This window comes from Enterobacter cloacae complex sp. S2, assembly GCF_015159675.1.
Taxonomy (GTDB): Bacteria; Pseudomonadota; Gammaproteobacteria; order Enterobacterales; family Enterobacteriaceae; genus Enterobacter; species Enterobacter intestinihominis.
In genome coordinates, this window is the sequence record NZ_JADDTS010000041.1 from 1 (window position 1) to 24,837 (window position 24,837).

Here is a 24,837-nt window from a genome sequence, read left to right on the forward strand (position 1 = left end):
TCCTCCCGGATGCACCATCTCTTCTTGTGATCCCCTTCGATGTTTAGTTCTTAATCACTCTCATTGTTATCACTTCGCAATCAGCGACAAAAATCCCCTTTTACGATAAAGTAATGCTTTGTTAATCGTTTAGCGAGAGCACGATGTACGCACAGTATGACGGTTTGATCTTCGACATGGACGGCACCCTCCTGGATACCGAACCCACGCATCGTCAGGCCTGGACCGAAGTCCTGGGCCGTTACGGTATGCGCTTCGATTTACAGGCGATGATTGCCCTCAACGGATCGCCCACCTGGCGTATCGCACAGGCCGTGATTGAGCTGAATCAGGCCGATCTCGACCCGCACCAGCTCGCGCGTGAAAAAACCGACGCGGTAAAAGCCATACTGTTAGACACCGTGCAGCCTTTACCACTCATTGACGTCGTCAAGGAGTGGCACGGCCGTCGTCCTATGTCTGTCGGTACGGGCAGCGAGAGCGCGATTGCTGAAGCGCTACTCAAACACCTTGGCCTGCGCCACTATTTTTCTGCCGTCGTTGCCGCCGATCATGTTAAACATCACAAACCCGCACCGGATACCTTCCTGCGCTGTGCAGAATTAATGGGTGTACCACCTGCAAAATGCGTGGTGTTTGAAGATGCTGATTTTGGCATTCAGGCCGCGCGTGATGCCGGAATGGCGGCGGTGGATGTTCGCTTACTGTGAGTGACGCGCTGTCACTCGCTTCATTATTCGCCAGCAGTTTTTTAAGCTCCACCCTCTTACCGGGGAATTCGGAAGTGGTGCTGGTGGCGATGCTGTTGTCCGGCGTGAGTCAGCCCTGGTTGCTGGTCTTAATAGCAACAATGGGTAATAGCCTTGGAGGGCTGACTAACGTTATTCTTGGACGTTTCTTTCCGCTACGCGAAAAATCTCGCTGGCAGGAAAAGGCAGTGGGCTGGCTAAAACGCTATGGCGCTGCCACGCTGTTATTAAGCTGGATGCCTGTAATAGGCGATTTACTGTGTCTGCTGGCGGGATGGATGCGCATCTCCTGGGGACCGGTGCTCTTTTTTTTGTGCCTTGGCAAGGCGTTACGCTATGTTTTACTGGCATGGGTAACACTACAGGGTATGACGTGGTGGCACTAATTGGTGGAATGAATTCGCGACCTTCAATCGTCAACCATTACAATTATGCTGAGTGACAATTTTTTGACAGGCGGGAGGTCAAATTGATCCCGGACGTATCACAGGCGCTGGCCTGGCTGGAAAATCACCCTCAGGCACTGAAGGGGATTCAGCGTGGGCTTGAGCGCGAAACGCTGCGCGTAAATGCGGATGGTAGCTTAGCGACTACGAGACACCCGAAGGCGTTAGGCTCGGCGCTGACACATAAATGGATCACAACCGATTTCGCCGAAGCGCTGCTGGAGTTCATTACGCCAGTAGACGGTGATATTGATCATATGCTGACGATCATGCGCGACGTGCATCGCTTCACCGCCCGCAACCTCGGCGACGAGCGTATGTGGCCGCTCAGCATGCCGTGCTATATCGAGCAGGGGCAGGATATCGAGCTGGCTCAGTACGGCACCTCGAATATTGGACGGCTGAAAACGCTGTATCGCGAAGGACTGAAAAATCGCTACGGCGCACTGATGCAGACGATCTCTGGCGTGCACTACAATTTCTCTCTGCCGATGGCGTTCTGGCAGGCGAAGTGCGGTGAAACGGATAAAGAAGCGATCTCCGCGGGCTACTTCCGCCTGATCCGCAACTACTACCGTTTTGGCTGGGTTATTCCGTATCTGTTCGGCGCGTCCCCGGCCATTTGTTCATCGTTCCTGCAAGGGAAACCGACCACGCTGCCGTTCGAGAAGACCGAGTGTGGCATGTACTATCTGCCGTACGCGACCTCGCTGCGCCTGAGCGACCTTGGCTACACCAATAAATCGCAAAGCAATCTCGGAATTACGTTTAACGATCTGCACGAATATGTGGCAGGCCTGAAGCGGGCGATAAAAACCCCGTCGGAAGAGTACGAAAAAATCGGCCTCGAAAAAGACGGCAAGCGCCTGCAAATTAACACCAACGTATTGCAGATTGAAAATGAACTGTATGCGCCGATTCGTCCGAAGCGCGTGACGCGCAGCGGTGAAACGCCGTCGGATGCGCTACAGCGCGGCGGGATCGAATACATTGAAGTGCGCTCGCTGGATATCAACCCGTTCTCACCGATTGGCGTTGACGAGCAGCAGGTTCGCTTCCTTGACCTGTTTATGGTCTGGTGCGTACTGGCGGATGCGCCGGAAATGAGTTCCGACGAACTGCTGTGTACTCGTGCCAACTGGAATCGCGTGATTCTGGAAGGGCGCAAGCCGGGTCTGACGTTAGGTATTGGCTGTGAAACGGCCCAGTTCCCACTGTCTAAGGTAGGGAAGGATCTGTTCCATGACCTGAAGCGCGTAGCCCAGACGCTGGATAGCGTGTACGGCGGCGAAGCTTACCAGAAGGTCTGCGACGAACTGATTGAAAGCTTTGATAACCCGGAACTGACATTCTCAGCACGTATTCTGCGTTCTATGATTGAACAGGGAATTGGTGGCACAGGGCGTTCACTCTCAGCGGAGTACCGTGAGATGCTGATGCAGGAGCCGTTAGAGATCCTGAGCGAAGCGGATTTTGTGGCAGAGCGCGATGCGTCCGTTGTGCGTCAGAAAGAGGTCGAAGCGGCGGATACGGAGTCGTTTGAGGCGTTTCTGGCGAAGCAGGCCTGAACCAAAAGAAAAAGGCCACATCGCTGTGGCCAAAATATACATCTCTGAATTCAGGGATGATGATAACAAATGCGCGTCTTTCATATACTCAGACGCGCATTCTGTAGAAGAGTTCAGTTTATTTTAAAAAAAATCACTATCGGAGGTGACGTATGCCGTTATTAGATAGCTTTACTGTCGACCATACCCGTATGGAAGCACCAGCAGTCCGCGTGGCGAAGACCATGAACACGCCGCACGGCGACACGATCACCGTTTTCGACCTGCGCTTCTGCGTGCCGAATAAAGAAGTGATGCCAGAGAAAGGCATTCACACGCTGGAACACCTTTTCGCCGGATTCATGCGCGACCACCTGAACGGCAACGGCGTGGAGATCATCGATATCTCTCCGATGGGCTGCCGCACCGGTTTCTACATGAGCCTGATTGGTCAGCCTGATGAGAAACGCGTCGCGGATGCGTGGAAAGCGGCGATGGAAGACGTGCTGAAGGTGAAAGAGCAGAACCAGATCCCAGAGCTGAACGTTTACCAGTGCGGTACTTACCAGATGCACTCTCTGGAAGAAGCTCAGGAGATTGCCCGCCATATCATCGAACGTGATGTTCGTGTAAACAGCAACGACGAGCTGGCCCTGCCAAAAGAAAAACTTCAGGAACTGCACATTTAGTATCGTGCCTGTGGATGCCCGGTGGCGCTTCGCTGACCGGGCCTACAATACTGATGACGACAACCACGGCCAGCTCCGCGCTGGCGACGCCGGTATCGCGATCGTTTTGCGGATGCACGCTGTTACAGACGTCGCTGCGGCGGCTGAAGTAGTGGCAGAAATATTCGATCTGGTCGAGATAGACGTTCGGCGTGCTCACTTCGACGTAAGTCTGTCGAGAGCCAGCGCGTGGCGCGGGTGTGTTCAGCATGGTACGCTCCTGTTGTCTTTTCACTCTCGTGAATCAATTTCAGGCGCGCTGCTTTATCGGAACTGACAATCGCTGTCGCGTTTGGACACGGTGCGGTGTTTTGCCGGATGGCGGCTACGCCTTATCCGGCCTACGTTCGTAGGCCCGGTAAGCGTAGCGCCACCGGGCAAACCGTGCACAGGGCTAGTGCGCTCCACCGCCCCCGCTACCGGCACCAAACGGTGGTTTGGCAAACCACACCAGCCCCAGCAGGACGATGAAGATCCCCGCCGATATCCAGAAAATCTCGTTTGCCGAGATAATCAGCCCCTGGTTGGTGATCTGCTGGGCAAGCCAGCCGGACGCCTGCTGCTCCGTCATCCCCATCCCCTCAAGCTGGCTATACATCTGCTGAGCGTTAGGGTTGAACGGGTTCACCGCTTCGGTCAGCTGGGCATGGTGCATCGCTTCCCGGTTGGTCCACAGCGTGGTGGTGATCGATGTCCCGATGGAGCCCGCCAGCGTACGGGTGAAGTTCGACAGGCTCGATGCCGCCGCCATCCGCTCAGGCGGCAAGCCGGAAAGCGTAATGGTGGTCAGTGGCATAAAGAAGCACGCCACAGCAAAGCCCTGAATAAACTGCGGCCACGCGGAGGCGCCAAAGTCCATTCCCGGTTCAAACGTATACGCGCGCCAGTAGAAGCACACGGCGTACATGATGAAGCTGAACGTCACCAGCCTGCGCATGTCGAGCTTATGGGCGAAACGGCCAATAATCGGCGACAGCAGAACCGGAATTAACCCCACCGGCGCGGAGGCCAGCCCCGCCCAGGTTGCGGTATAGCCGTACACCTCCTGCAACAGCTGCGGCAGCAGAACAATCGCGCCGAAGTAGAGCATATAGGCGAGGCTGATACAGAGGCAGCCGATGGTGAAGTTTCGCGATTTAAACAGCGAGAGGTCGACTATCGGATTTTCGTCCGTCAGCTCCCAGACAATCAGGAAGCTAATGGCAACCACGGCGACCACCGTCAGCACGATGATTTCCGTAGAGGCGAACCAGTCCAGCTCTTTGCCGCGGTCGAGCATGATTTGCAGGCTGCCGATGCCGACAACCAGCAGTGCCAGCCCGATGCCGTCGATCCGCCGCTGTTCGGTCCGCGTTTCGCGACCACGCAGAGACTGTAGCGTCATCAGCACCACCAGCGCACCGATGGGTACGTTGATGAAGAAGATCCAGCCCCAGTGATAGTTATCGCTGATATAGCCGCCGAGGATTGGCCCGCAAATTGGGGCGACAATCACCGTCATCGACCACAGCGCGAGCGCGATGGAGCGCTTGGCGGGCGGATAGTTGTTCAGCAGCAAACTCTGCGATAGCGGAATCAACGGCCCGGCGACAATCCCCTGGATGACGCGGAAGAAAATCAGCATCGTCAGGCTGCTGGACATGCCGCAAGCCCAGGAGGCCAGCACGAACAGGATCGTCGACCAGAGGAACAGCTTCACTTCACCGACGCGCTTCGCCAGCCAGCCGGTGATGGGAATAGAGATGGCGTTCGCCACCCCGAATGAGGTAATGACCCAGGTCCCCTGGCTCAGCGATGAGCCAAGGTTCCCGGCGATCGTAGGGATCGCCACGTTTGCGATGGTGGAGTCCAGCACCTGCATGAATGTCGCCAGCGACAGCGCAATGGTCATAATGACCAGCTGCGCCCCCTCAAGCGGTTTTTGCGGCTTTTGCTGTTGCATAACGCTCACCTTCGGCTTAACCGGCGTTTGCCTTCACGATGTCATCTATCAGCTTATTGACCGGATCGAGGCTAATTTCACGGGCGTTACTTTCATAAGCTGGCGTGCTGCGCACCTGGCTTGCGAGGATCTGACCGTCGCGGTTGGCGGTATCGACCGTCACCAGCGTGGAAAGGCCAATTCGCAGCGGATGGTCTGCCAGCTGCTTAGGATCCAGCTCGATACGTACAGGCAGGCGCTGTACCACTTTGATCCAGTTGCCGGTGGCGTTCTGTGCAGGCAGCAGGCTGAACGCGCTGCCGGTCCCCATGTCCAGACCGACTACTTTACCGGTGTACTTCACGTCATCGCCGTAGATATCGCTGACCACGGTTGCGGTCTGGCCGATACGCATATGCGCCAGCTGGGTCTCTTTGAAGTTCGCGTCCACCCACAGGTTGTTCGCCGGAACGACCGCCATCAGCGGCGTGGTGGTGCTAATTTGCGCACCCGGCTGCACGGAACGACGGGAAACGTAACCGGTCATCGGGCTGACGATTTTGGTACGTTGCAGGGCAAGCCATGCGTTACGCACTTCGGTCGCCGCCTGTTTCACCGCCGGCTGGTTTTCCAGAGAGGTGCCCAGCACCATCGCCTGGTTGGCGTTGTACTGTTGGATCGCCACGTCCAGCTGCGCCTGTGCGCTCGCCACCGCATCGCGGGCGTGCTGCAACTCTTCACGGCCAATCAGGTTGGCGGTGCCGAGAGGAACACGACGCTTGAGGTCGCTCTGCGCCTGGGCCAGGGCCGTTTTCTGCACGTCGATATTGGCCTGAAGCTGTTTGCTGTTGATCATCAGCTGGCGGGTCTGGCGAACGCTGGAGGCCAGCGCCGTCTGTGCTTTTTCAAACGCCTGTTGGGCGTCGGTCGGGTCGAGCGTGACCAGCACATCCCCTTTTTTCACAAAGTCGGTGTTGTCAGCCCAGACTTTCGTCACGCTGCCTGACACCTGCGCCATGATTTGAACCTGATTCCCTGCCACGTATGCATCGTCTGTCTCTTCAACATGACGCAAGACTAAAAACCAATAGATCCCATATGCCACGGCAATAATAATAAAGAGCAAGGTCAGCAGAATAAGGGCGCTCTTACGTTTGCCCTTCTTGTTGACCGGTTGCTGCGGGGGGGTGTTCTCCGCATTTGCGCTCATTGTTGTTCTCCACGATCTTTTTATTTTCACATCGGCTGAGCCGACCTGTTGTCAGAAAGGCCAGCAGTTTCACGTGCTGGCCTGTCAGTTTTTCTTTTGCAATCTGGAATGTTGAGCGGATCGTCGCGTTAGCGCAGCGCCTCAAGAATGACGCCATCTTCATCCATCTGGTCCAGACGGGTGAGCAGCTTGCGAGTAATATGCTCAAGCTGGTCGCGCTCGGCGGTGCTGAGGGCAGACCAAAGCTGGTGCAGACAGTTATGCTGCGGTGGCAGCACTTCGCGCAGGAATTCGTGACCTTTCTCGGTCAGTTGCAGATGCAGGCAGCGGCGATCGTTATCGCTCTCACGGCGCTCTATCCAGCCGCGCTTCTCCAGCTCATCAGCAATACGGGTTGCATTGGTACGGGATGAACCCAGCGCGCAGCTCAGTTCAGACGGCTGAATGCTGTGGTTTTCCTGAGACTCAAGCGTAATCAACGCCATAAACAACGTCTCGTTAATCCCTTGCGCTTTCAGCATCTTGTTACGATTTTCCAGCAGCTTACCCTGCATGTGCATGCACAGGCGGGTCAGCAGGATCTCCTGATACGGGAAGTCCTCATGACGACTGGCGCGGAACTTAAGCATTTGTTCAATGGGCGTAAACGAACTATCCATTTTGGGCATAACCTCATTAATTACAGCCGATATAGTAACGATAGTGACAAATAATGTAAATGAATTATTTGTGCGGTTATATCCGCCAAACGTATGTCACCATCAGAAAGCGCCGGGTAAATCCGTGACCCGGTGAGCACAGAAAGTGTGGGGTGTGTACCCGCGAAAGAGGGGATGTGAGGACAGGGGTCTGAACTATTCATGCCGGTAGTAAATATGTCACCCACAGTAAAATTTCTGGGATAAATGATTACCGTTACCTTAACAGATGCAGGCCCCCTTTACACCCCAGGGGGCCCAAAGCAATGTAAAACTTAGTGAATTGCTTCCTGGCGGTGATAGCCGCGCCACCATACCAGCAGATTTATCGCCGCCACGATGGCGCCGATTGCGCACACGCCCGTCCAGCCCGCATGCTGCCAGGCGGAGGCTGAGATTAGCGAGCCCGCCGCGCCGCCGATAAAGTAGCTGGTCATGTACCCGGCCGTCAGACGGTTACGGGCGTCTGGTTTCACGCGGTAAATCACGGTCTGGTTGGTGATATGTACGCCCTGCACGGTGAGGTCGAGTACCAGAATACCGACAATTAGCGCCAGCACTGAGACGTGTCCGTACCAGATAGCCGCCCATGAGAGCAGGAGTAAAACCAGCCCTGCGGAGGTGGTCATATGAGATTTACCTTTGTCGGCCAGGCCACCCGCCGGGCGCGCGCCCAGTGCGCCAGCCGCGCCTGCCAGCCCGAACAGGCCAATCACGCCTTCTGAGTAGTTAAACGGCGGCGCGGCGAGCAGAAACGCCATCGACGTCCATAAGATGCTGAAGTTGGCGAAGGTAAGACACCCCAGAACGGCGCGTGTGCGCAGGAGTTTATCCCGGGTGAAGAGGCTGAAAACGGAGGCGAGGAGCTGCGGATAGTTCAGGTGATTTTCCTGCTTCACCTTTGGCAGGCCGCGCCACAGGGCCAGCGCCATGATAACCATCAGCACGCTTGCCACCCAGTAAACGGTGCGCCAGCCGCCGAGGCTCGCCAGCAGCCCGGCAACGGTTCGCGCCAGCAGGATGCCCAGCAGCAGGCCGCTCATAATAGTGCCAACCACTTTGCCGCGTTTTTCCGGGGAAGCCAACGTCGCCGCGAGGGGAACCAGAATTTGTGCCACCACCGAGAACAGCCCCGTCAGCGCGGTACCGATAATCATCATCGTTAACGACTGGCTGCTGGCGGTGATCAACATCCCGCCTGCGGCCAGCAGCGTCATGGAGACGATAAGCATCCGGCGCTCAAACATATCGCCTAATGGCACCAGGAACAGCAGCCCGGCCGCATAGCCGAGCTGCGCAGCGGTGACGATAAAGCCGGCGGAGCTGGCTGAAAGATCGAAAGCACGCGCGATAGTATCAAGCAGAGGTTGCGCGTAATAGTTGCTGGCGACGGCCAGTCCCGTTGCCACGGACATTAAAAGGATGAGTGCGGGGCTAAGCCCTTGAGTTGTTTTTGTCATTTGTTTCAGGAATCGTAAGTTAAGTGATTATTTTTCCGAAAACATAATAACCAATGATTGTGAATGTTGGGGGATTGTTACGTGGTGGATTGTGCGGTTTAGGTTGGGTGCGGTTTGATCCCCTCACCCTATCCCTCTCCCCAAAGGGGAGAGGGGATTTTATACACCCTCTCCCCTTTGGGGAGAGGGCAGGGTGAGGGGTAGTATTTTTACTTCTGCGCCGCAAGCGCCTCTTTCACCCAGCCGTCAAACAGCTGCTGGTGGGCTTTGATCCAGCCATCCACGTGGCCTTTGATATCAGCTTCGGATGATTTACCCGCATGCATCATGGCGTTCTGGGCGTTTATGTCTGCCAGCGGCAGTTTCATTACCGAGAACAGCTTCGCCGCCGCCGGGTTTTTCTCGGCCCAGGCTTTGTTCGCCACGATATGCATGGTATTCACCGGGAAGCCATAGTTCATGCCGTTTGGCAGTTTGGTGTCGATATCTTTCTGCTCGCCCGGCAGGGAGGAGAAGGGCACCTGCAACCACACCACGTCTTTGCCCGGCTTCAGCACGTCGCTCACCCAGTACGGCGTCCAGGTGTAGTAGATCACCGGCTTGCCTTCTTTAAAGCGGGCGATGGTATCGGCCATCATCGCAGAGTAATTGCCGTGGCTCACGTCGACGGTCTTCGCCAGATCGAAGGCTTTGTTCTGGTGGTTAATCACCGCTTCACAGCCCCAGCCCGGCGAGCAGCCCATCATGTCGGCTTTGCCGTCACCGTTGGTATCAAAGAGTTTGGCGATCTTCGGATCTTTCAACTGTTCAATATTGGTGATGTGATACTTATCGGCGGTTTTCTTGTCGATCAAATATCCCTGCGCAGCGCCGGTCACAAAGGCGCCTTCGCGGTAGAATTTCTTGTCACCGCCTGCGGCGGCATACATATCGTCGTGCAGCGGCTGCCAGTTCACGGCGGTAAAGGTGGCATCGCCGGAGGCAATAGAGGTATAGCCCACGTTGTAATCCACTTCACTGGCGGTATTCACCGTATAGCCCAGTTTCTCCAGCGCACGGCTGACAATCTGGGTCTGGAAGGACTCTTCCGAAATGGTGCTCTGCACCGGCTGCACGGTAATGCCTTTGCCCGGCAGGTCAGCGGCAACTGCGCTGGTGGAGACAAGGGTCGCAAACGCTGTGGCAAAAAGTACGTTATGTCGCATCGTTGTTCCTTATTTTGTGAATGGGCGGGTGAGTAACCCGACAGGGCCGGTGGTATACCAGCGACGGTTGCCGCGACTGCGTGAATCACGACCGACAGCCTGGGTCAGGCGGTCAAGAATGATGGCGAGGATCACAATCCCGACGCCACCGACGGTCGCCAGCCCCATATCGAGACGGCCAATGCCGCGCAGTACCATCTGACCTAACCCGCCAACGGCAATCATTGAGGCGATCACCACCATCGACAGCGCCAGCATCAGCGTCTGGTTAACACCTGCCATAATGGTCGGCATCGCCAGCGGAAGCTGAACCTTAAACAGCATCTGACGCGGGCTGGCGCCAAACGAGCGTGATGCCTCTATCAGATCCGCAGGCACCTGGTTAATGCCCAGAATGGTCAGGCGAATAATCGGCGGCAGGGCAAAGATAATGGTCACGACCACCCCCGGTACGTTACCGATGCCGAACAGCATCACGATAGGCACCAGGTAAACGAACGCTGGCGTGGTCTGCATTGCATCCAGCAGCGGGCGGATAATTTTTGCGGCCCGCGGGCTGCGCGCCAGCCAGATCCCCATCGGCAGGCCGATCGCCACGCAGAACAGCAGGGCGGTCAGCACCAGCGCCAGGGTGATCATCGCCTGAGACCACGCGCCAATCGCGCCGATGGCAACCAGGGAGATCAGCGTGGCGATCCCCATACCCGCGCTGCCGAACTGCCATGCGATCAGCGAGAACAGGATAATCGCCACCGGCGCGGGCATGCCCAGCATCAGCTGCTGGAAGCCGTTCAGGATGTAATCCACCGGGATGCGGATCCCCTGGAACACCGGACGGAAGTGGGTAACGACCCAGTCGATCCCCTCCGTTACCCAGCTATCCAGCGGGATCAGCGTCTTGTGGAACGGATCCATAATATTGAAATGCTCTGGGGCAGGCGCCGGTGCGCTGTTGAGCCAGTCTGCCGCGCCGCCGCCATTGGCAGGCGCAGGCGTCGACCCCCACGCATCGGCAGATTGCGCCGCGCTGTCCGCTGCTTCAGTGGTGCCCCATGGGTTTGATTGATCAGCCATTGTTTGTCCCCTCGCGATCTAAAGCCTGTAGCAGCATCCGTTTTGAGATGATGCCAACGTACTGTTGTTCTTCACCGACAACCGGCACGGCGCACGGCGCCTGACCCACGTGAGAGAGCAACTCGCTGAGCGGCGTTTCGGCGTCCACGGCAAGCGGAGCGTCAATCAACGCCGCATCGATTCCCTGATTTTCGCTCAGGGCGGTTTTCAGGGAGTCGATGGAGACAACGCCGACAAATTTATTGCCGCGTTCAACCAGATAACCGTATTCACGGTCTTCGTCCTGCAACAGCTTCAGCGCGGAGCGCGGACCAAAACCTGGCGTTTTTCGAATAATGCCGTTTGGTGTTCGGCGGGCAATATCTTTCGCACTGAATACGTGGCTAATATCCACGCCGCGGAAGAAGGTGCGCACATAATCATTCGCCGGATTATTGAGAATTTCATCCGGTGTGCCGACCTGCACCACTTCACCATTTTGCATAATGGCGATACGGTCGCCAATACGCATGGCTTCATCCAGATCGTGAGAAATAAAAACAATGGTGCGCTGATGTTTGGCCTGTAATTTTACCAGCTCATCCTGCATCTCGGTGCGAATTAAGGGATCGAGCGCCGAGAAGGCTTCGTCCATTAATAAAATATCCGGATTAATCGCTAATGCGCGCGCTAATCCTACGCGCTGACGCATACCGCCGGAGAGCTCATCCGGATACGCATGAGCATAATTTTCCAGCCCGACCTGACGCAGTGCATCAAGGGCTTTTTCCTGACGTTCCTGAGCGGGCGTGCCGGCTAACTCCATGCCAAAGGCGGTATTATCGAGTACCGTCATGTGCGGCATCAGTGCAAATGACTGAAACACCATCGCAATTTTCTTTCTGCGCACCTCGCGGAGTTCCGCGTCTGATATTCTGGCGATATCAACGCCGTCAATCAGCACCTGTCCGCGGGTGGGTTCAATCAGGCGATTGAGAAGGCGAACCATAGTGGATTTACCCGAACCGGATAATCCCATGATGACAAAAATCTCGCCTTCTTCAATGGCCAGACTGGCGTCTTTAACGCCAAGCGATAGCCCGGTTTTTTCCAGAATTTGCTCTTTCGAAAGGCCTTTCTCAATATATTTGAAAGCACGCTGTGGGTGCTCGCCAAATACTTTATAAAGATTTTTCACTTCTAATTTAATTGCCATGCAATAGAGAGTGTCCTGTTATTTGTTTATGTCGATATGATTACCATGGTAAATAGTTAACTGGCATTACCCTAACATACTCAGAATCTGAGACAACCCTGGGCCTGCCTGAGGTCGGAATTTTACAGCAAGCGAAACGGCTGAATTTCCCATGAATAAAGGGCTGAGGGCGCTTTGAATTTTTCTCAATTTTTTGCTACTGCATGGGAGAATTTCGCCTGAATCGATGTGATTCAGGCGAATATGAAGGAGAAATTACAGTGTAGTACGTAGTGGAATATTCGGCTGAAAATAATGAAATGTAGAGTTAATTAATGAACGTTAATTCATTCATTAAAAATCCCAGTCCTCGTCTTGCGTCTCCACCGCTTTACCCATCACGTACGACGAGCCGGACCCGGAAAAGAAGTCGTGGTTTTCATCGGCGTTGGGCGACAGCGCCGCGAGGATCGCCGGGTTCACTTCCGCCATTTCCGGTGGGAATAACGCTTCGTAGCCCAGGTTCATCAGCGCCTTGTTGGCGTTGTAGCAGAGGAAGGCTTTTACGTCCTCTTCCCAGCCCGTTCCGGCGTACAGCTCCTCGGTATAGCTCAGCTCGTTGTCATACAGATCCATCAGTAAATCGAGGGCAAAACCTTTGAGTTCCTCGCGTTTTTCCGGGGTGACTTTCTCCAGTCCTTTCTGGTACTTATAGCCGATGTAATACCCGTGTACCGCTTCATCGCGGATGATGAGGCGAATCAAATCGGCGGTATTAGTGAGCTTGCCCCGGCTCGACCAGTACATGGGCAGCCAGAAGCCGGAATAGAAGAGAAAAGATTCCAGGAACACGCTGGCGATCTTCTTCTTCAGCGGCTCGTCGGCCCGGTAATATTCCAGCACCAGATCTGCCTTGCGCTGCAATGACGCGCTCTCTTCGCTCCAGGCGTAGGCCGCGTCCACGTCTCTGGTCTGGCACAGGGTGGAGAAAATCGAGCTGTAAGAGCGGGCATGGACCGCCTCCATAAAGCTGATATTCGACATTACCGCCTCTTCGTGCGGGGTCAGCGCATCACTCATCAGCGCGGGCGCACCCACGGTATTCTGAATGGTGTCCAGCAGCGTCAGGCCGGTAAAGACGCGGATTGTCAGCTGCTGCTCGGCATGGCTCAGGGTTTGCCAGGCCGGAATATCGTTGGAGAGCGGCACCTTTTCCGGCAGCCAGAAGTTGCTGGTCAGGCGGTTCCAGACCTCCAGGTCTTTATCATCCTGAATTTTGTTCCAGTTAACGGCGCTTACGCGTGACAGTTTCATCCTTTCTCCTTACAGCGCGCAGGACACGCAGCCTTCAATTTCGGTACCTTCCAGCGCGAGCTGGCGCAGGCGAATGTAGTACAGCGTTTTGATGCCTCTCTTCCAGGCGTAGATCTGCGCTTTATTGATATCCCGCGTGGTGGCGGTGTCCGGGAAGAAGAGCGTCAGCGACAGCCCCTGGTCCACATGTCTGGTCGCCTCGGCGTAGGTATCAATGATCTTTTCCGGGCCGATCTCATAGGCGTCCTGGTACAGAGCCAGATTCTCGTTAGTCATAAACGGGGCAGGGTAGTAGACGCGGCCGGTTTTGCCTTCCTTGCGGATTTCAATCTTCGACACGATCGGATGGATGCTCGAGGTGGCATGATTTATATAGGAAATGGAGCCGGTTGGCGGAACCGCCTGAAGGTTCTGGTTATAGATGCCGTAGTGCATCACATCCTCACGCAGCTGTTGCCACATCTCACGCGTCGGCAGGGTGATGCCGGCGCGGTCGAAAAGCGCGCGTACTTTTTCGGTTTTCGGCTGCCAGTCGCCTTCCAGATACTGGCTGAAATACTCTCCGCTGGCGTAGCGGGACTGCTCAAAGCCTGCGAACCGCTGGTTGCGTTCGCGCGCCAGCAGCATCGAGGTATGCAGCGCATGCCAGGTGATGGTATAGAAATAAAGGTTGGTGAAATCCAGCCCTTCCGGGCTGCCGTAGGCGATACCCTCCCGCGCCAGATAGCCGTGCAGGTTCATCTGCCCAAGGCCGATGGCATGCGACGCGGCGTTGCCCGCCTCAATGGACGGTACGCTGCGGATGTGGCTCATGTCCGATACCGCCGTCAGCCCGCGAATGGCGGTCTCTACCGTGCGGCCAAAATCGGGGGAATCCATGGTGTGGGCAATATTCAGCGAACCGAGATTGCAGGAGATATCTTTGCCGATATCCGCGTAGTCGAGGTTCTCGTCGTAACTGGACGCGCTGTTGACCTGCAAAATCTCCGAGCACAGATTGCTCATGTTGATGCGCCCGGCAATCGGGTTGGCGCGGTTCACCGTATCCTCGTACATGATGTACGGGTACCCGGACTCAAACTGAATTTCGGCCAGCGTCTGGAAAAAGTCGCGGGCGTTAATGTATTTCTTACGAATGCGCTCGTCCGCCACCAGTTCGTCATACAGTTCGCTGATGGCCACATCGCCAAAGGCTTTGCCGTAGATACGCTCAACGTCATACGGTGAGAAAAGCGCCATGTCGGCATTTTCTTTGGCCAGCTTAAACGTGATATCCGGGATCACCACGCCGAGCGACAGGGTTTTAATGCGGATCTTTTCGTCGGCGTTTTCACGTTTGGTATCCAGAAAACGCAGAATGTCCGGATGATGCGCGTGCAGATAAACCGCACCCGCGCCCTGACGTGCGCCAAGCTGGTTGGCGTATGAGAAGGCATCTTCCAGCATCTTCATCACCGGGATGACGCCGGAGGACTGGTTTTCGATGCGCTTGATCGGCGCGCCCGCTTCCCGCAGGTTCGAAAGCAGAAATGCCACGCCGCCGCCGCGTTTCGAAAGCTGTAGCGCCGAATTTACCGCACGGCCAATCGACTCCATATTGTCTTCAATACGCAGCAGGAAGCAGGAGACCAGCTCGCCGCGCTGGGCTTTGCCGCAGTTAAGGAACGTTGGCGTGGCGGGCTGGAAGCGACCGGAGAGGATCTCCTCCGTCAGTCTTTCGGCCAGGGCTTCATCGCCCTGCGCCAGCGTCAGGGCTACCATCACCACCCGATCTTCAAAGCTTTCTAAATAGCGTTTGCCGTCGAAGGTTTTCAGGGTGTAGCTGGTGTAATACTTCCACGCGCCGAGAAACGTCTGGAAGCGAAAACCGCTGGCGTGCGCCCGTTCAAACAATGCCACCGCGAAGGCGCGGTCGTAGCGGGTCAGGACGCGCTCTTCGTAATAACCCTCTTTTACCAGCCAGTCGAGACGTTCCTGCTGGCTGCCAAAGACGACGCTGTTCGGGCGTACATGAGCGGCAAAAAAGGCGTCCACCGCCTCACGATCTTTGCCAAACTGAATGCGCCCCTCCCGGTCATAGAGGTTTAGCATGGCGTTTAATGCATGGTAATCCGGCGTCGCCTGAATCACGCGCTCTGCGGTTGTCGTTGCCAAAATTCGTTCACTCCTTTACGCACGTTCTCTACGTCCTGCTGTGTCCCCATCAGTTCAAAACGATAGAGATACGGCACGCCGCATTCTTGAGAGATGACATCCCCGGCGCGGGCAAAGGCCTCGCCGAAGTTGCGATTGCCTGCCGCGATCACGCCGCGAATCAGCTGCCGGTTATGGGGGTCGTTCAGAAAGCGGATCACCTGACGAGGCACAGCCCCCGCGGTGCCGCCACCGCCATAGCTGGGCACTACCAGAATGTAGGGTTCGTCTACCTGAATACGCTCCCGCTCGTTCAGCGGAATGCGAATCGCGGGCAGCCCGAGACGCTCCATAAACCGAAGCGTGTTTTCCGAGCTGCTGGAAAAGTAGACCAGCCTGCTCATGCACTGACGCCCTGAGCGGCAAGGCGGTTGATCATGTCCGGACGAAAGCCAGACCAGCTGGTGTCGCCGGCAACCACAACCGGAAGCTGACGGAAACCTTGCGCCCGCAGGGTGTCTGCCGCGTCAGGCACCTGATCTATATTGACCATCTCAAATGCCACGCCGCGACTCTCCATCGCCCGTTTCGTGGCGTGGCACTGAACACAATCGTTACGAGTGTAAATAATAATGCTCATGATTCGTATTTCCATTTAGAATGAGAGAACGGCGCGAGTAAACGCGTCATGTTGTGTCTGTCTTGCTAAAGGGAATACTAGATGTAGTTGAGATAACTTTCAACCACACAAGATATGGGAAATTCAGATTGATAAGGCCCCAATGATGAGCCTGGCGGGGCAGGGCGAACTGCGCGGGTTTTTCAGGCTTTCAGGCAAAGAAAAGCCCCGGCGCCTGAGGCTACCGGGGCTGAAAACGCGTGCTTACTTACGCAGGCTAAGCAGGGCGCCGACAAAAATCCCGACTGCCGCGACCGTTCCCAACGTACACAGCGGTTTCTCTCGTACGAAGGTGGTGGCGCAGCTTGCCATATCGCAGGCCGCCTGAGTGGTACGTGAGCGGCCATTCATCCTTGCTCGCGTTTCACGCAGCAGAGACTGAGCCTTACGTTTCGCGGCATCTGCTTCGTCCTTCGCGTCAGAGCCCCAGGATTTCAATACGGCTTCCAGCGTGTCCGCTAATTGGCTGACATCGTTACGAATATCCTGGGTGTCGTCGTTAATATCGTTTCGGTTCGGTCTGTTAAACATACGATCCTCCATAATTTGTGTTCCCGTTTAGTTTAGTCCAGAAATGTAATGTCTGAAGCGAGTCACGGCTTATCGGGCAGTTTATGGAATATTCTGAAAGCCCTGCTAATGCTGAATACTGTAAGGTTGCCCGGCAGGTATGATAATGAGGAAAAGATATGTATTTACGACCCGATGAGGTGGCGCGCGTTCTTGAAAAAGAAGGGTTCACCATGGATGAGGTAACATCAAAAGCGTACGGATATCGCCGTGGTGAGAATTATGTTTACGTCAATCGTGAAGCAAGAATGGGGCGTACTGCTCTCATTATTCACCCGACACTCAAAGACAGAAGCCTGTCATTTGCTGAGCCCGCCTCGGATATTAAAACCTGCGATCATTATCAGCAATTTCCGCTCTATTTAGGCGGCGAGACGCATGAACATTATGGTATTCCGCACGGTTTCAGCTCGCGTATGGCGCTGGAGCGTTTCCTGAAAGGGCTGTTTGGCGACGTACAATAAATCAGCGACTGGCATGAGCCAGTCGCCTTATCTTACGCTTTTGCCTGGCTGTAAGGGCTGACTTTAAACAGGCGGCGGCAGTAGTCAAGGAAGTAACCGTACACCGCACCCATCAGCATAGATACCACGATATTTGAACTTACCGCGGCGGCGATTTGATGCCAGTCTGCGCCCACCGTCAGCAAAATAACCACATACACCGGGGACTGGAACGTCACGTAAGCCAGCACGTCCGCCAGGTTTTTTACCCAACCTGCCGGGCTAAAACGCCGGGCGAAACGCATCACCGCATCGCGATACATGCCGTACGGCCAGGCAATCATGATATTCACCGGAATGGCCACCAGGCGCGATGAGAGGGACTGCTCAAAGGTCATTCCGGACAGGAAAATTTCAATCAGCATGTTTACGACGGAACAGTAAACGACCATCGCGAACGTATCCGCTACCGCATGGCGCAGGCGAGACTGCGGTGAGAACATGTCTGAACTCCTCGAACAGGACAAAAAAGTGGCGTTTTTACCTGCGGCGTTTAGTGCTTTAGGTTGGTTTGTTTTGAGTGTATAGCGTATCCCTCTGGCTTTTAACTAACAAGTAGTGATTAATTTTTATTTATGGGCGCTTTGTCCATAAAATTCTCTAAAGTTGGCTGTTTTTTTGTGCGAGTCGTTATTTTCTTTCCCATTCACCGTTTTATTAAACGAAATCAAACTATTAGCTTATCTGAGCAAGCGTATAACGTTTGTTATTCGGAGGATGCCGGGCGGTTTTTTGAACGGTATTAAACAGGGATTTTTGACCAGGTGCAGGACGGAATATTACGCATTAAAACTGACAGGTAATTCGGGGTTATATTAACGGGATATTCTAAAACATTTACAATAATGTCAAAACGACAGAGTGGGTAGATATCAGAACAAAAATCAATTATTCTGTTGCCTGATTTATGTTATACACACGAAGAAAGGTTTCTCATTATTATGGCTTTAACGTTACAGAATCTTAATAATATCCGTACCCTCCGGGCGCTGGCGCGTGAATTATCCATGGATGTTCTGGAAGAAGTGCTGGAAAAAGTTCGGATTGTCACAGAAGAAAAACGCAGCGAGCAGGCTGAATTAGAGCGCCAGCGCGCTGAACAGCAGGATAAAATTAATGCTCTGCTGGAACTGATGAAGGCAGACGGTATTTCCCCGAGCGATCTGTTAGGCGGAGAACTGGCTCATGCGGGCCAGCCGGCTAAAAAACGTAAAGCGCGTGCGGCGAAATATCGTTTCATCGACGCGAACGGTGAAGAGAAAACGTGGACCGGTCAGGGACGTACGCCAAAGCCAATTGCGAACGCACTGGCAAACGGTAAATCGCTGGACGATTTCCTGATCTGATGATTATTCGGGCGGTGTATTCCGCCCGATTATTGACTTAGCAGACGCCAAAGTCACCTTCTTCGGAGTACAGAACTACGTCCGCCACTTTCAGGTGATATTTCTCGCCCTGCTCATTGCTGGCCTGCACGGCCACAATGTTTTCACCATTTGCTTCGAGCACTTTCAGTTTCGGACCGCCCTGACGCGGTTGGACATAATCACCGACAGAAAACATAGCACCTCCTCATCATTGTCACGATCTTCACCATAGCCCACGTCCGGGGCGGGGTACAGCCTAATCTTTCAGATACCCCTTATCAGGTACGCGGTTCCACGGCATCACTTTCAGCAGTCGCGCCATACCGCAAAAACCTGTCACTCCGGCGAACAGCAGCCCGGCGCCCACAAAACCGCTTAGCAGGAAAAAGCCGCTGGAGACGCTGTAACCCAGCACCACGCCGCAGAGAATCAGCAGCCCGGCGGCGATCTGTACCTGACGCATCAGCGGAAGCGGCTGCGATTTATCTTCAACGGTCAGCAGCCCGGCCTGCTTCCAGCCCTGAATGCCTCCCTCAACCACAAAGGCGTTCGCAGGGGACGCTGCCCGGGCAAGACGAGCATCATTGTTTGCGGTTCTTGCGCCAGACTGACAGTGGAAAATCACCGTTTCTCCCGGCGCTGCGTTAAGCCCGCCGGGTAACGAATCCAGCGGAATGGAGTGCGCCACTGGAATATGCTCGCGGGCATACTCGTCGGGGTCGCGAATATCGATAAGTTTGGCGCCTTCAGCAATAAGCGCGTTTGCCTGCTGCGGCGAAATAAGAGGAAGAGACATTGTGTTTCCTTACGGTCAATTTCAGAACAGTAGAGCATTTAAGGCAGGGTTTCAGCCAGTGTAAAGAGGGTAAAGGCAGGTAAAAGCGCGAGAGACGAATGGCAGTTACCCGTAAACTGGCTACGCTTAGAGAAGTGTCTTTTATAATTTTCAATTGGTTAGCTTGCACGGAGTTATTTATGGGTTTTTGGCGCGTTGTTTTTACGATTATTCTCCCGCCGCTGGGCGTGCTGCTTGGCAAGGGACTGGGCTGGGCGTTTATCCTGAACATCCTTCTGACCATCCTGGGTTACTTCCCGGGTCTTATCCACGCGTTTTGGGTTCAGACGAAAAGCTAGGTACGCCACAATAGATCACTGTAGATCCGGGTCAGCGCGCCCTCGGGGCCAAACTGCTGTTTGATCCAGCGCGTGACCTGACCGGTCGCCGCATGCTGCGTGGCGAGCAGCATGCGCGAGTCCTGGCGCGGATTATTGATTCGCCGCTTTACCAGCAGCCCGTCCTCCACCGCCTCACGCGTCATATACTCCGGTAAAAATCCAATACCCTCCCCCAGGATCTGACACTGACACTTGGTGTTAAAGTCCGGTACCAGAATCGCCTCCTGACCGTGAAGCAGCCAGCCGACCTTCTTGTTGATGGTATGCGCGGTGTCCTCGACCATGATATTGGGATACAGACGCAGCTGACTTTCGGAAATGGGCTCCGGGGCGAACGCCAGCGGATGCGTGGGCGCGATGGCAAATACCCAGCGGATCGCGCCTATCTCGGTGTAATCGATGCCTCCGCCATCCAGCAGCGTATCCGGCGCGCCAATGGCGATGTTGGCCTGATTATTGATGATGGAATCCCAGACGCCGTTATACACCTCGGTCGTCACCGTGATTTGGCAGGTAGGAAACTGTTTTTTTAGCACCTGGAGCAAACGCGCGGTATGGCGTGGCGTATACAAAAGCTGATTAATGCAGATGCGCACCCGCGTCTCAATGCCCTGCGAAATGGTATCAATCCCGCGCTTGATGGCATGAAAGTCATTCAGCAGGTCGGTCGCTTTACGATAAAAATAAAAACCGGATTCGGTCAGCTCAATGCTGCGCGTGTTGCGTACAAACAGCACCACGTCCAGCCCGGTCTCCATACGTTTGATGGTGTAACTGATGGCGGAAGTGGTCACGCCCAGCTCGGCAGCCGCTTTGCTAAAACTGCCAAAGCGTGCCGCGGTGGTGAAGGCCAGCAAATTCTCTTCGGTAAAGATGGAATTCATATTATGGCTCCTGGTTACCATCAGTTTTGAACATATTTTAACACCGGCGTTACATCATAGTTGATGTCGGTCACAGTTCTGGATTTTTACGTAGGGCCGCGCTGTGTAAGGCTTTTTCATTCATAAGGATAATGCAGCCCGAGGCGCGTAAAAGCGGTAAACCATAAGAAAAAGGTTGCACAGACGCACGTTTTTGCCGGACTGTTGAATTTAACTCAACAATGAATTGCGTGTCGATGAATCATTTTTAAGCGGATTCTTTTATGACCAGGCTGTTGCTATTCTCAGGTCATCAGAAGTGAAACATAGGGAGTCTGAATATGTCTGCAACTGCACTGGTTACAGAATTTTTGCTGGCGGCAGAAGAGGGTAATATCGACGCGCTAAAAGCCTGCCTGGAAAAAGGCGTGGATATTAACGCGACCAACCGACAGAAAAGAACCGCCATTATTATTGCCAGCCTGAAAAAGCATTACGCCTGTGTGGAATTTTTAATTTCCGCCGGGGCGGATATTGATAAACAGGACCAGACCTGTTTTAACCCCTTCCTGATCGGCTGCCTGACCAATGATTTAACCCTGCTGCGCATTGTCCTTCCGGCGGATCCGGATCTCGACCGTCTGACGCGCTTTGGCGGCGTGGGCATTACCCCTGCCAGTGAAAAAGGGCACGTTGAAATCGTGCGCGAGCTGCTGGAAAAAACCGACATTAACGTCAACCACACCAATTTTGTCGGCTGGACGCCGCTGCTTGAGGCCATCGTGTTAAACGACGGCGGCGCAAAGCAGCAGGAAATTGTGAAGCTGCTGCTGGATCACGGCGCGAATCCGCACATGACTGATAAATACGGCAAAACCCCGCTCGAACTGGCGCGGGAAAAAGGCTTCAACGCGATCGCAGACCTGCTGCTGGCAGCAGGCGCATAGCGCATTCGGTCAGCCTTCCCCTGGCTGGCCGTGAATCAAAAAACGCATTGTTACCGACGTGCATTTAACACGACGGCGGCCCCCTTTTATCTTAAACAGGTGAAAATAATGCCAACCAAAATCGTCATAAAAAAGAATACGTATTTCGATTCGGTTTCCTTAATGTCGGTTTCCACCAAAGCCAATAAATTGCCGGGCATCGAGCAGGCGTTTGTGGCGATGGCGACGGAAATGAACAAAGGGGTATTAAAAAACCTCGGGCTATTAACGCCGGAATTAGCGGACGCGAAAAACGGCGACCTGATGATCGTTATTAAAGGCGACGCGGCGAATGAGGAAACCCTTGCCGCCATTGAAGCGTTATTTACGCGTAAAGAGAGCGCTGGCTCCCATGAAGCACGCTACGCGACGATTGCCAGCGCCAAAACCCATCGTCCGGACAGCAACCTTGCGGTGATATCCGTCAACGGCACCTTCGCCGCCCGCGAAGCGCGCCAGGCGCTGGAAAACGATCTCAACGTGATGCTGTTTTCCGATAATGTGTCGCTCGACGACGAGCTGGCGCTGAAGCAGCTGGCGCATGACAAAGGATTGCTAATGATGGGGCCGGACTGCGGCACCGCCATTATCAACGGCGCGGGGCTGTGCTTTGCCAACGCGGTACGTCGCGGGCCGATTGGCATCGTTGGCGCCTCCGGCACCGGTAGCCAGGAGTTGAGCGTGCGCATTCACGAGTTCGGCGGCGGCGTGTCGCAGCTGATCGGCACCGGCGGGCGCGATCTCAGCGAGAAGATTGGCGGCCTGATGATGCTCGACGCCATCGACATGCTGGAGGCGGACGACGCGACCCGGGTGATAGCGCTCATCTCCAAACCGCCTGCACCCGCGGTGGCAGAGAAAGTGCTGGCCCGGGCACGCGCCTGCCGCAAACCTGTGGTTGTGTGCTTCCTGGGCCGCAAAGAATCACCAGCCGATGAAGACGGATTGCAGTTTGCTCGTGGCACCAAAGAGGCGGCCCTGAAAGCGGTGCTGCTTACCGGCATTAAAAAAGACTCCCTGGATTTACATCCGCTCAACTGGCCGCTGATCGAAGAGGTGCGCGCCCGCCTGACGCCGCGGCAGAAGTACATTCGCGGCCTGTTCTGCGGCGGCACCCTGTGCGACGAAGCGATGTTTGCCGCGCTGGAGAAGTTTGACGATGTTTACAGCAACATCCAGCCGGATCCGGCCAGGCGTCTGAAGGACATCAGCGTCAGCCAGGCCCACACCTTCCTTGATTTCGGTGACGACGATTTCACCAACGGCAAACCACACCCGATGATCGACCCGACCAACCGCATCAGCCGCCTGCTACAGGAGGCGCGCGATCCGCAGGTGGGCGTCATCGTGATGGACTTCGTGCTGGGCTTTGGCGCACACGAGGATCCGGTGGGGATGATGATCGAGGCGATCAAAGAGGCACAGGCAATCGCGAAAGCCGACAACCGTCCGCTGGAAATTCTCGGCTACGTGCTCGGCACCGATCAGGATCCGCAGTCGCTGGCCCAGCAGTGCCAGCTGCTGACCGACGCAGGCGTCATCTGGGCCAGCAGCAGCACCAATACCGGATTACTGGCACGCGAATTTGTCTGCAAAGGGGAGAGAGCATAATGACGACCTTATTCAACCAGCCGCTGAACGTGATTAACGTCGGGATTGCGATGTTCAGCGACGACCTCAAAAAACAGCACGTTCCCGTGACCCAGCTCGACTGGACGCCGCCGGGGCAGGGCAATATGCAGGTGGTGGACGCGCTGGACCGGCTGGCGGAAAAACCGCTGGCGGAGAAAATTGCCGCCGCGAACAACATTGCCCTTGAGCGCATTATTCAGTCCCATCCGGTGCTGGTGGGCTATGACCAGGCCATCAACGTGGTGCCGGGCATGACCCGCACCACCATTCTGCATGCCGGTCCGCCTGTTACCTGGGAAAACATGTGTGGGGCGATGAAGGGCGCGGTTACCGGCGCGCTGGTGTTTGAAGGGCTGGCGACGGATCTGGAGGATGCCGTAAGGCTGGCGGCTTCAGGCGACATCACCTTCTCGCCGTGCCACGAGCACGACTGTGTGGGCTCTATGGCGGGCGTCACCTCCGCGTCGATGTTTATGCACATCGTTGAGAACAAAACCTACGGCAACCGCGCCTTCACCAACCTCAGCGAGCAGATGGCGAAGATCCTGCGCATGGGGGCCAACGATCAGAGCGTGATCGACCGCCTGAACTGGATGCGCGACGTGCTCGGCCCAATGCTGCGCGACGCGATGAAGATTATCGGCGAAATCGACCTGCGACTGATGCTGGCCCAGGCGCTGCACATGGGCGACGAGTGCCACAACCGCAACAACGCGGGCACCACGCTGCTTATTCAGGCGCTGACGCCGGGGCTGATCCAGGCGGGCTATCCGGTGGCGCAGCAGCGTGAAGTGTTCGAGTTTGTCGCCAGCAGCGACTACTTCTCCGGTCCGACGTGGATGGCAATGTGTAAGGCCGCGCTGGATGCCGCCCACGGCATTGAGTACAGCACCGTCGTCACCACCATGGCGCGCAACGGCTACGAGTTCGGCCTGCGCGTCTCCGGCCTGCCGGGGCAGTGGTTCACCGGCCCGGCGCAGCAGGTGATCGGCCCGATGTTCGCGGGCTATAAGCCGGAAGACTCCGGGCTGGATATCGGCGACAGCGCGATTACCGAAACCTACGGCATCGGCGGCTTTGCGATGGCGACGGCACCGGCAATCGTGGCGCTGGTGGGCGGCACGGTGGAGGAAGCCATCGATTTCTCCCGCCAGATGCGCGAAATCACTCTCGGCGAAAACCCGAACGTCACCATTCCGCTGCTGTCGTTTATGGGCATCCCGTCCGCCATCGACATCACGAAGGTCGCGGGCAGTGGCATTCTGCCGGTCATTAATACCGCCATTGCCCATAAGGACGCCGGTATCGGCATGATTGGGGCGGGCATCGTTCACCCGCCGTTTAGCTGTTTTGAAAAGGCGCTGTTAACCTTCCGCGATCGCTACGTTCTATAAGGTATGCA

The 24,837-nt window shown here is 55.3% G+C and carries 26 protein-coding genes and 1 pseudogene; 10 read left to right on the forward strand and 17 right to left on the reverse strand.

Going from position 1 to position 24,837, the window contains the following annotated elements; translation table 11 throughout:
- The first annotated feature begins 143 nt into the window (after window positions 1–143).
- The 4 genes from yqaB to luxS all read left to right on the forward strand — a co-directional run bounded on the left by yqaB (window position 144) and on the right by luxS (window position 3,431).
- Window positions 144–710 (forward strand): fructose-1-phosphate/6-phosphogluconate phosphatase, encoded by a 567-nt coding sequence (gene yqaB / locus IPZ49_RS18530; RefSeq protein ID WP_022649138.1) that lies wholly within the window; start codon window positions 144–146, stop codon window positions 708–710.
- The gene (locus IPZ49_RS18535; protein WP_017692791.1) at window positions 707–1,135 is read left to right on the forward strand and encodes a YqaA family protein; all 429 of its coding nucleotides are present in this window, start codon (window positions 707–709) and stop codon (window positions 1,133–1,135) included. The genes yqaB and IPZ49_RS18535 overlap by 4 nt, the downstream gene beginning before the upstream one ends.
- 83 nt (window positions 1,136–1,218) lie before the next feature.
- Window positions 1,219–2,763 (forward strand): glutamate--cysteine ligase, encoded by a 1,545-nt coding sequence (gene gshA, locus IPZ49_RS18540; RefSeq protein ID WP_063146917.1) that lies wholly within the window; start codon window positions 1,219–1,221, stop codon window positions 2,761–2,763.
- Window positions 2,764–2,915: 152 nt separating this feature from the next.
- Window positions 2,916–3,431 (forward strand): S-ribosylhomocysteine lyase, encoded by a 516-nt coding sequence (gene luxS, locus IPZ49_RS18545; protein WP_017382778.1) that lies wholly within the window; start codon window positions 2,916–2,918, stop codon window positions 3,429–3,431.
- A 61-nt stretch (window positions 3,432–3,492) separates the two neighbouring features.
- Here luxS and IPZ49_RS23225 read toward each other — a convergent pair.
- The 13 genes and pseudogenes from IPZ49_RS23225 to IPZ49_RS18605 form a co-directional block, all read right to left on the reverse strand.
- Window positions 3,493–3,636: pseudogene (locus IPZ49_RS23225) on the reverse strand (hypothetical protein); the annotation flags it as partial.
- A gap of 228 nt (window positions 3,637–3,864) precedes the next feature.
- Window positions 3,865–5,412 carry a multidrug efflux MFS transporter permease subunit EmrB gene (gene emrB, locus IPZ49_RS18550; protein WP_022649134.1) on the reverse strand — a complete coding sequence of 516 codons (1,548 nt, stop codon included), beginning with the start codon at window positions 5,410–5,412 and terminating at the stop codon, window positions 3,865–3,867.
- Between the two features lie 16 nt (window positions 5,413–5,428).
- Window positions 5,429–6,601: a multidrug efflux MFS transporter periplasmic adaptor subunit EmrA gene (gene emrA / locus IPZ49_RS18555; RefSeq protein ID WP_022649133.1), complete on the reverse strand. Its 1,173-nt coding sequence runs from the start codon at window positions 6,599–6,601 to the stop codon at window positions 5,429–5,431.
- 128 nt (window positions 6,602–6,729) lie between these two features.
- Window positions 6,730–7,260 (reverse strand): multidrug efflux transporter EmrAB transcriptional repressor EmrR, encoded by a 531-nt coding sequence (gene emrR, locus IPZ49_RS18560; RefSeq protein ID WP_017694792.1) that lies wholly within the window; start codon window positions 7,258–7,260, stop codon window positions 6,730–6,732.
- A gap of 314 nt (window positions 7,261–7,574) precedes the next feature.
- A complete protein-coding gene (locus IPZ49_RS18565; protein WP_017692795.1) occupies window positions 7,575–8,759 on the reverse strand; it encodes an MFS transporter in 1,185 nt (394 codons plus the stop codon).
- 209 nt (window positions 8,760–8,968) lie between these two features.
- Window positions 8,969–9,964 (reverse strand): glycine betaine/L-proline ABC transporter substrate-binding protein ProX, encoded by a 996-nt coding sequence (proX, locus tag IPZ49_RS18570; protein ID WP_063146918.1) that lies wholly within the window; start codon window positions 9,962–9,964, stop codon window positions 8,969–8,971.
- Between the two features lie 9 nt (window positions 9,965–9,973).
- Window positions 9,974–11,038 (reverse strand): glycine betaine/L-proline ABC transporter permease ProW, encoded by a 1,065-nt coding sequence (proW, locus tag IPZ49_RS18575; protein WP_063146919.1) that lies wholly within the window; start codon window positions 11,036–11,038, stop codon window positions 9,974–9,976.
- Complete coding sequence (gene proV, locus IPZ49_RS18580; protein ID WP_022649131.1) at window positions 11,031–12,233, reverse strand: glycine betaine/L-proline ABC transporter ATP-binding protein ProV; 1,203 nt, start codon at window positions 12,231–12,233, stop codon at window positions 11,031–11,033. Before proV ends, proW begins: the two co-directional genes overlap by 8 nt.
- Before the next feature lie 333 nt (window positions 12,234–12,566).
- On the reverse strand, window positions 12,567–13,526 hold the full coding sequence (gene nrdF / locus IPZ49_RS18585; protein WP_022649130.1) for a class 1b ribonucleoside-diphosphate reductase subunit beta: 960 nt from the start codon (window positions 13,524–13,526) through the stop codon (window positions 12,567–12,569).
- Window positions 13,527–13,535: 9 nt separating this feature from the next.
- The gene (gene nrdE, locus IPZ49_RS18590) at window positions 13,536–15,680 is read right to left on the reverse strand and encodes a class 1b ribonucleoside-diphosphate reductase subunit alpha (RefSeq protein WP_023306802.1); all 2,145 of its coding nucleotides are present in this window, start codon (window positions 15,678–15,680) and stop codon (window positions 13,536–13,538) included.
- Window positions 15,653–16,063 (reverse strand): class Ib ribonucleoside-diphosphate reductase assembly flavoprotein NrdI, encoded by a 411-nt coding sequence (gene nrdI, locus IPZ49_RS18595; protein WP_063146920.1) that lies wholly within the window; start codon window positions 16,061–16,063, stop codon window positions 15,653–15,655. Before nrdI ends, nrdE begins: the two co-directional genes overlap by 28 nt.
- On the reverse strand, window positions 16,060–16,299 hold the full coding sequence (nrdH, locus tag IPZ49_RS18600; RefSeq protein WP_017382770.1) for a glutaredoxin-like protein NrdH: 240 nt from the start codon (window positions 16,297–16,299) through the stop codon (window positions 16,060–16,062). Before nrdH ends, nrdI begins: the two co-directional genes overlap by 4 nt.
- Window positions 16,300–16,542: 243 nt before the next feature.
- Window positions 16,543–16,869: a DUF883 domain-containing protein gene (locus tag IPZ49_RS18605; protein WP_017382769.1), complete on the reverse strand. Its 327-nt coding sequence runs from the start codon at window positions 16,867–16,869 to the stop codon at window positions 16,543–16,545.
- 158 nt (window positions 16,870–17,027) lie between these two features.
- Here IPZ49_RS18605 and IPZ49_RS18610 point away from each other — a divergent pair, with 158 nt between their 5' ends.
- Window positions 17,028–17,372, forward strand: coding sequence for a DUF2002 family protein (locus IPZ49_RS18610; RefSeq protein ID WP_006811693.1), 345 nt, complete (start codon window positions 17,028–17,030; stop codon window positions 17,370–17,372).
- Between the two features lie 32 nt (window positions 17,373–17,404).
- On the opposite strand, the gene alaE is transcribed toward IPZ49_RS18610, so the two are convergent.
- Window positions 17,405–17,854, reverse strand: a complete 450-nt coding sequence (gene alaE / locus IPZ49_RS18615; protein ID WP_063146921.1) for an L-alanine exporter AlaE — start codon at window positions 17,852–17,854, stop codon at window positions 17,405–17,407.
- Between the two features lie 498 nt (window positions 17,855–18,352).
- Between alaE and stpA the strand changes: the two genes are divergently transcribed.
- Window positions 18,353–18,757 carry a DNA-binding protein StpA gene (gene stpA, locus IPZ49_RS18620; protein WP_022649126.1) on the forward strand — a complete coding sequence of 135 codons (405 nt, stop codon included), beginning with the start codon at window positions 18,353–18,355 and terminating at the stop codon, window positions 18,755–18,757.
- A gap of 37 nt (window positions 18,758–18,794) precedes the next feature.
- Here the strand turns inward: stpA and IPZ49_RS18625 are convergent, their stop codons facing one another.
- Window positions 18,795–18,974 carry a hypothetical protein gene (locus tag IPZ49_RS18625; protein WP_063146922.1) on the reverse strand — a complete coding sequence of 60 codons (180 nt, stop codon included), beginning with the start codon at window positions 18,972–18,974 and terminating at the stop codon, window positions 18,795–18,797.
- Between the two features lie 60 nt (window positions 18,975–19,034).
- A complete protein-coding gene (locus tag IPZ49_RS18630; RefSeq protein WP_063146923.1) occupies window positions 19,035–19,574 on the reverse strand; it encodes a rhodanese family protein in 540 nt (179 codons plus the stop codon).
- A gap of 179 nt (window positions 19,575–19,753) precedes the next feature.
- Here IPZ49_RS18630 and IPZ49_RS18635 point away from each other — a divergent pair, with 179 nt between their 5' ends.
- On the forward strand, window positions 19,754–19,912 hold the full coding sequence (locus IPZ49_RS18635) for a YqaE/Pmp3 family membrane protein (protein ID WP_003862203.1): 159 nt from the start codon (window positions 19,754–19,756) through the stop codon (window positions 19,910–19,912).
- On the opposite strand, the gene IPZ49_RS18640 is transcribed toward IPZ49_RS18635, so the two are convergent.
- Window positions 19,909–20,838: a LysR substrate-binding domain-containing protein gene (locus IPZ49_RS18640; protein WP_032625925.1), complete on the reverse strand. Its 930-nt coding sequence runs from the start codon at window positions 20,836–20,838 to the stop codon at window positions 19,909–19,911. The two genes, IPZ49_RS18635 and IPZ49_RS18640, sit on opposite strands and share 4 nt — an antisense overlap.
- 320 nt (window positions 20,839–21,158) lie before the next feature.
- On the opposite strand from IPZ49_RS18640, the gene IPZ49_RS18645 reads away from it, so the two are divergent.
- From IPZ49_RS18645 to IPZ49_RS18655, 3 genes are all read left to right on the forward strand, one after another.
- Entirely contained in the window at window positions 21,159–21,764 is a 606-nt protein-coding gene (locus IPZ49_RS18645; protein WP_032625916.1) for an ankyrin repeat domain-containing protein, read from the forward strand.
- 108 nt (window positions 21,765–21,872) lie between these two features.
- Complete coding sequence (fdrA, locus tag IPZ49_RS18650) at window positions 21,873–23,414, forward strand: acyl-CoA synthetase FdrA (protein ID WP_063146924.1); 1,542 nt, start codon at window positions 21,873–21,875, stop codon at window positions 23,412–23,414.
- The gene (locus IPZ49_RS18655) at window positions 23,414–24,829 is read left to right on the forward strand and encodes a DUF1116 domain-containing protein (protein ID WP_193762861.1); all 1,416 of its coding nucleotides are present in this window, start codon (window positions 23,414–23,416) and stop codon (window positions 24,827–24,829) included. The genes fdrA and IPZ49_RS18655 overlap by 1 nt, the downstream gene beginning before the upstream one ends.
- The last annotated feature ends 8 nt before the right edge of the window (window positions 24,830–24,837 follow it).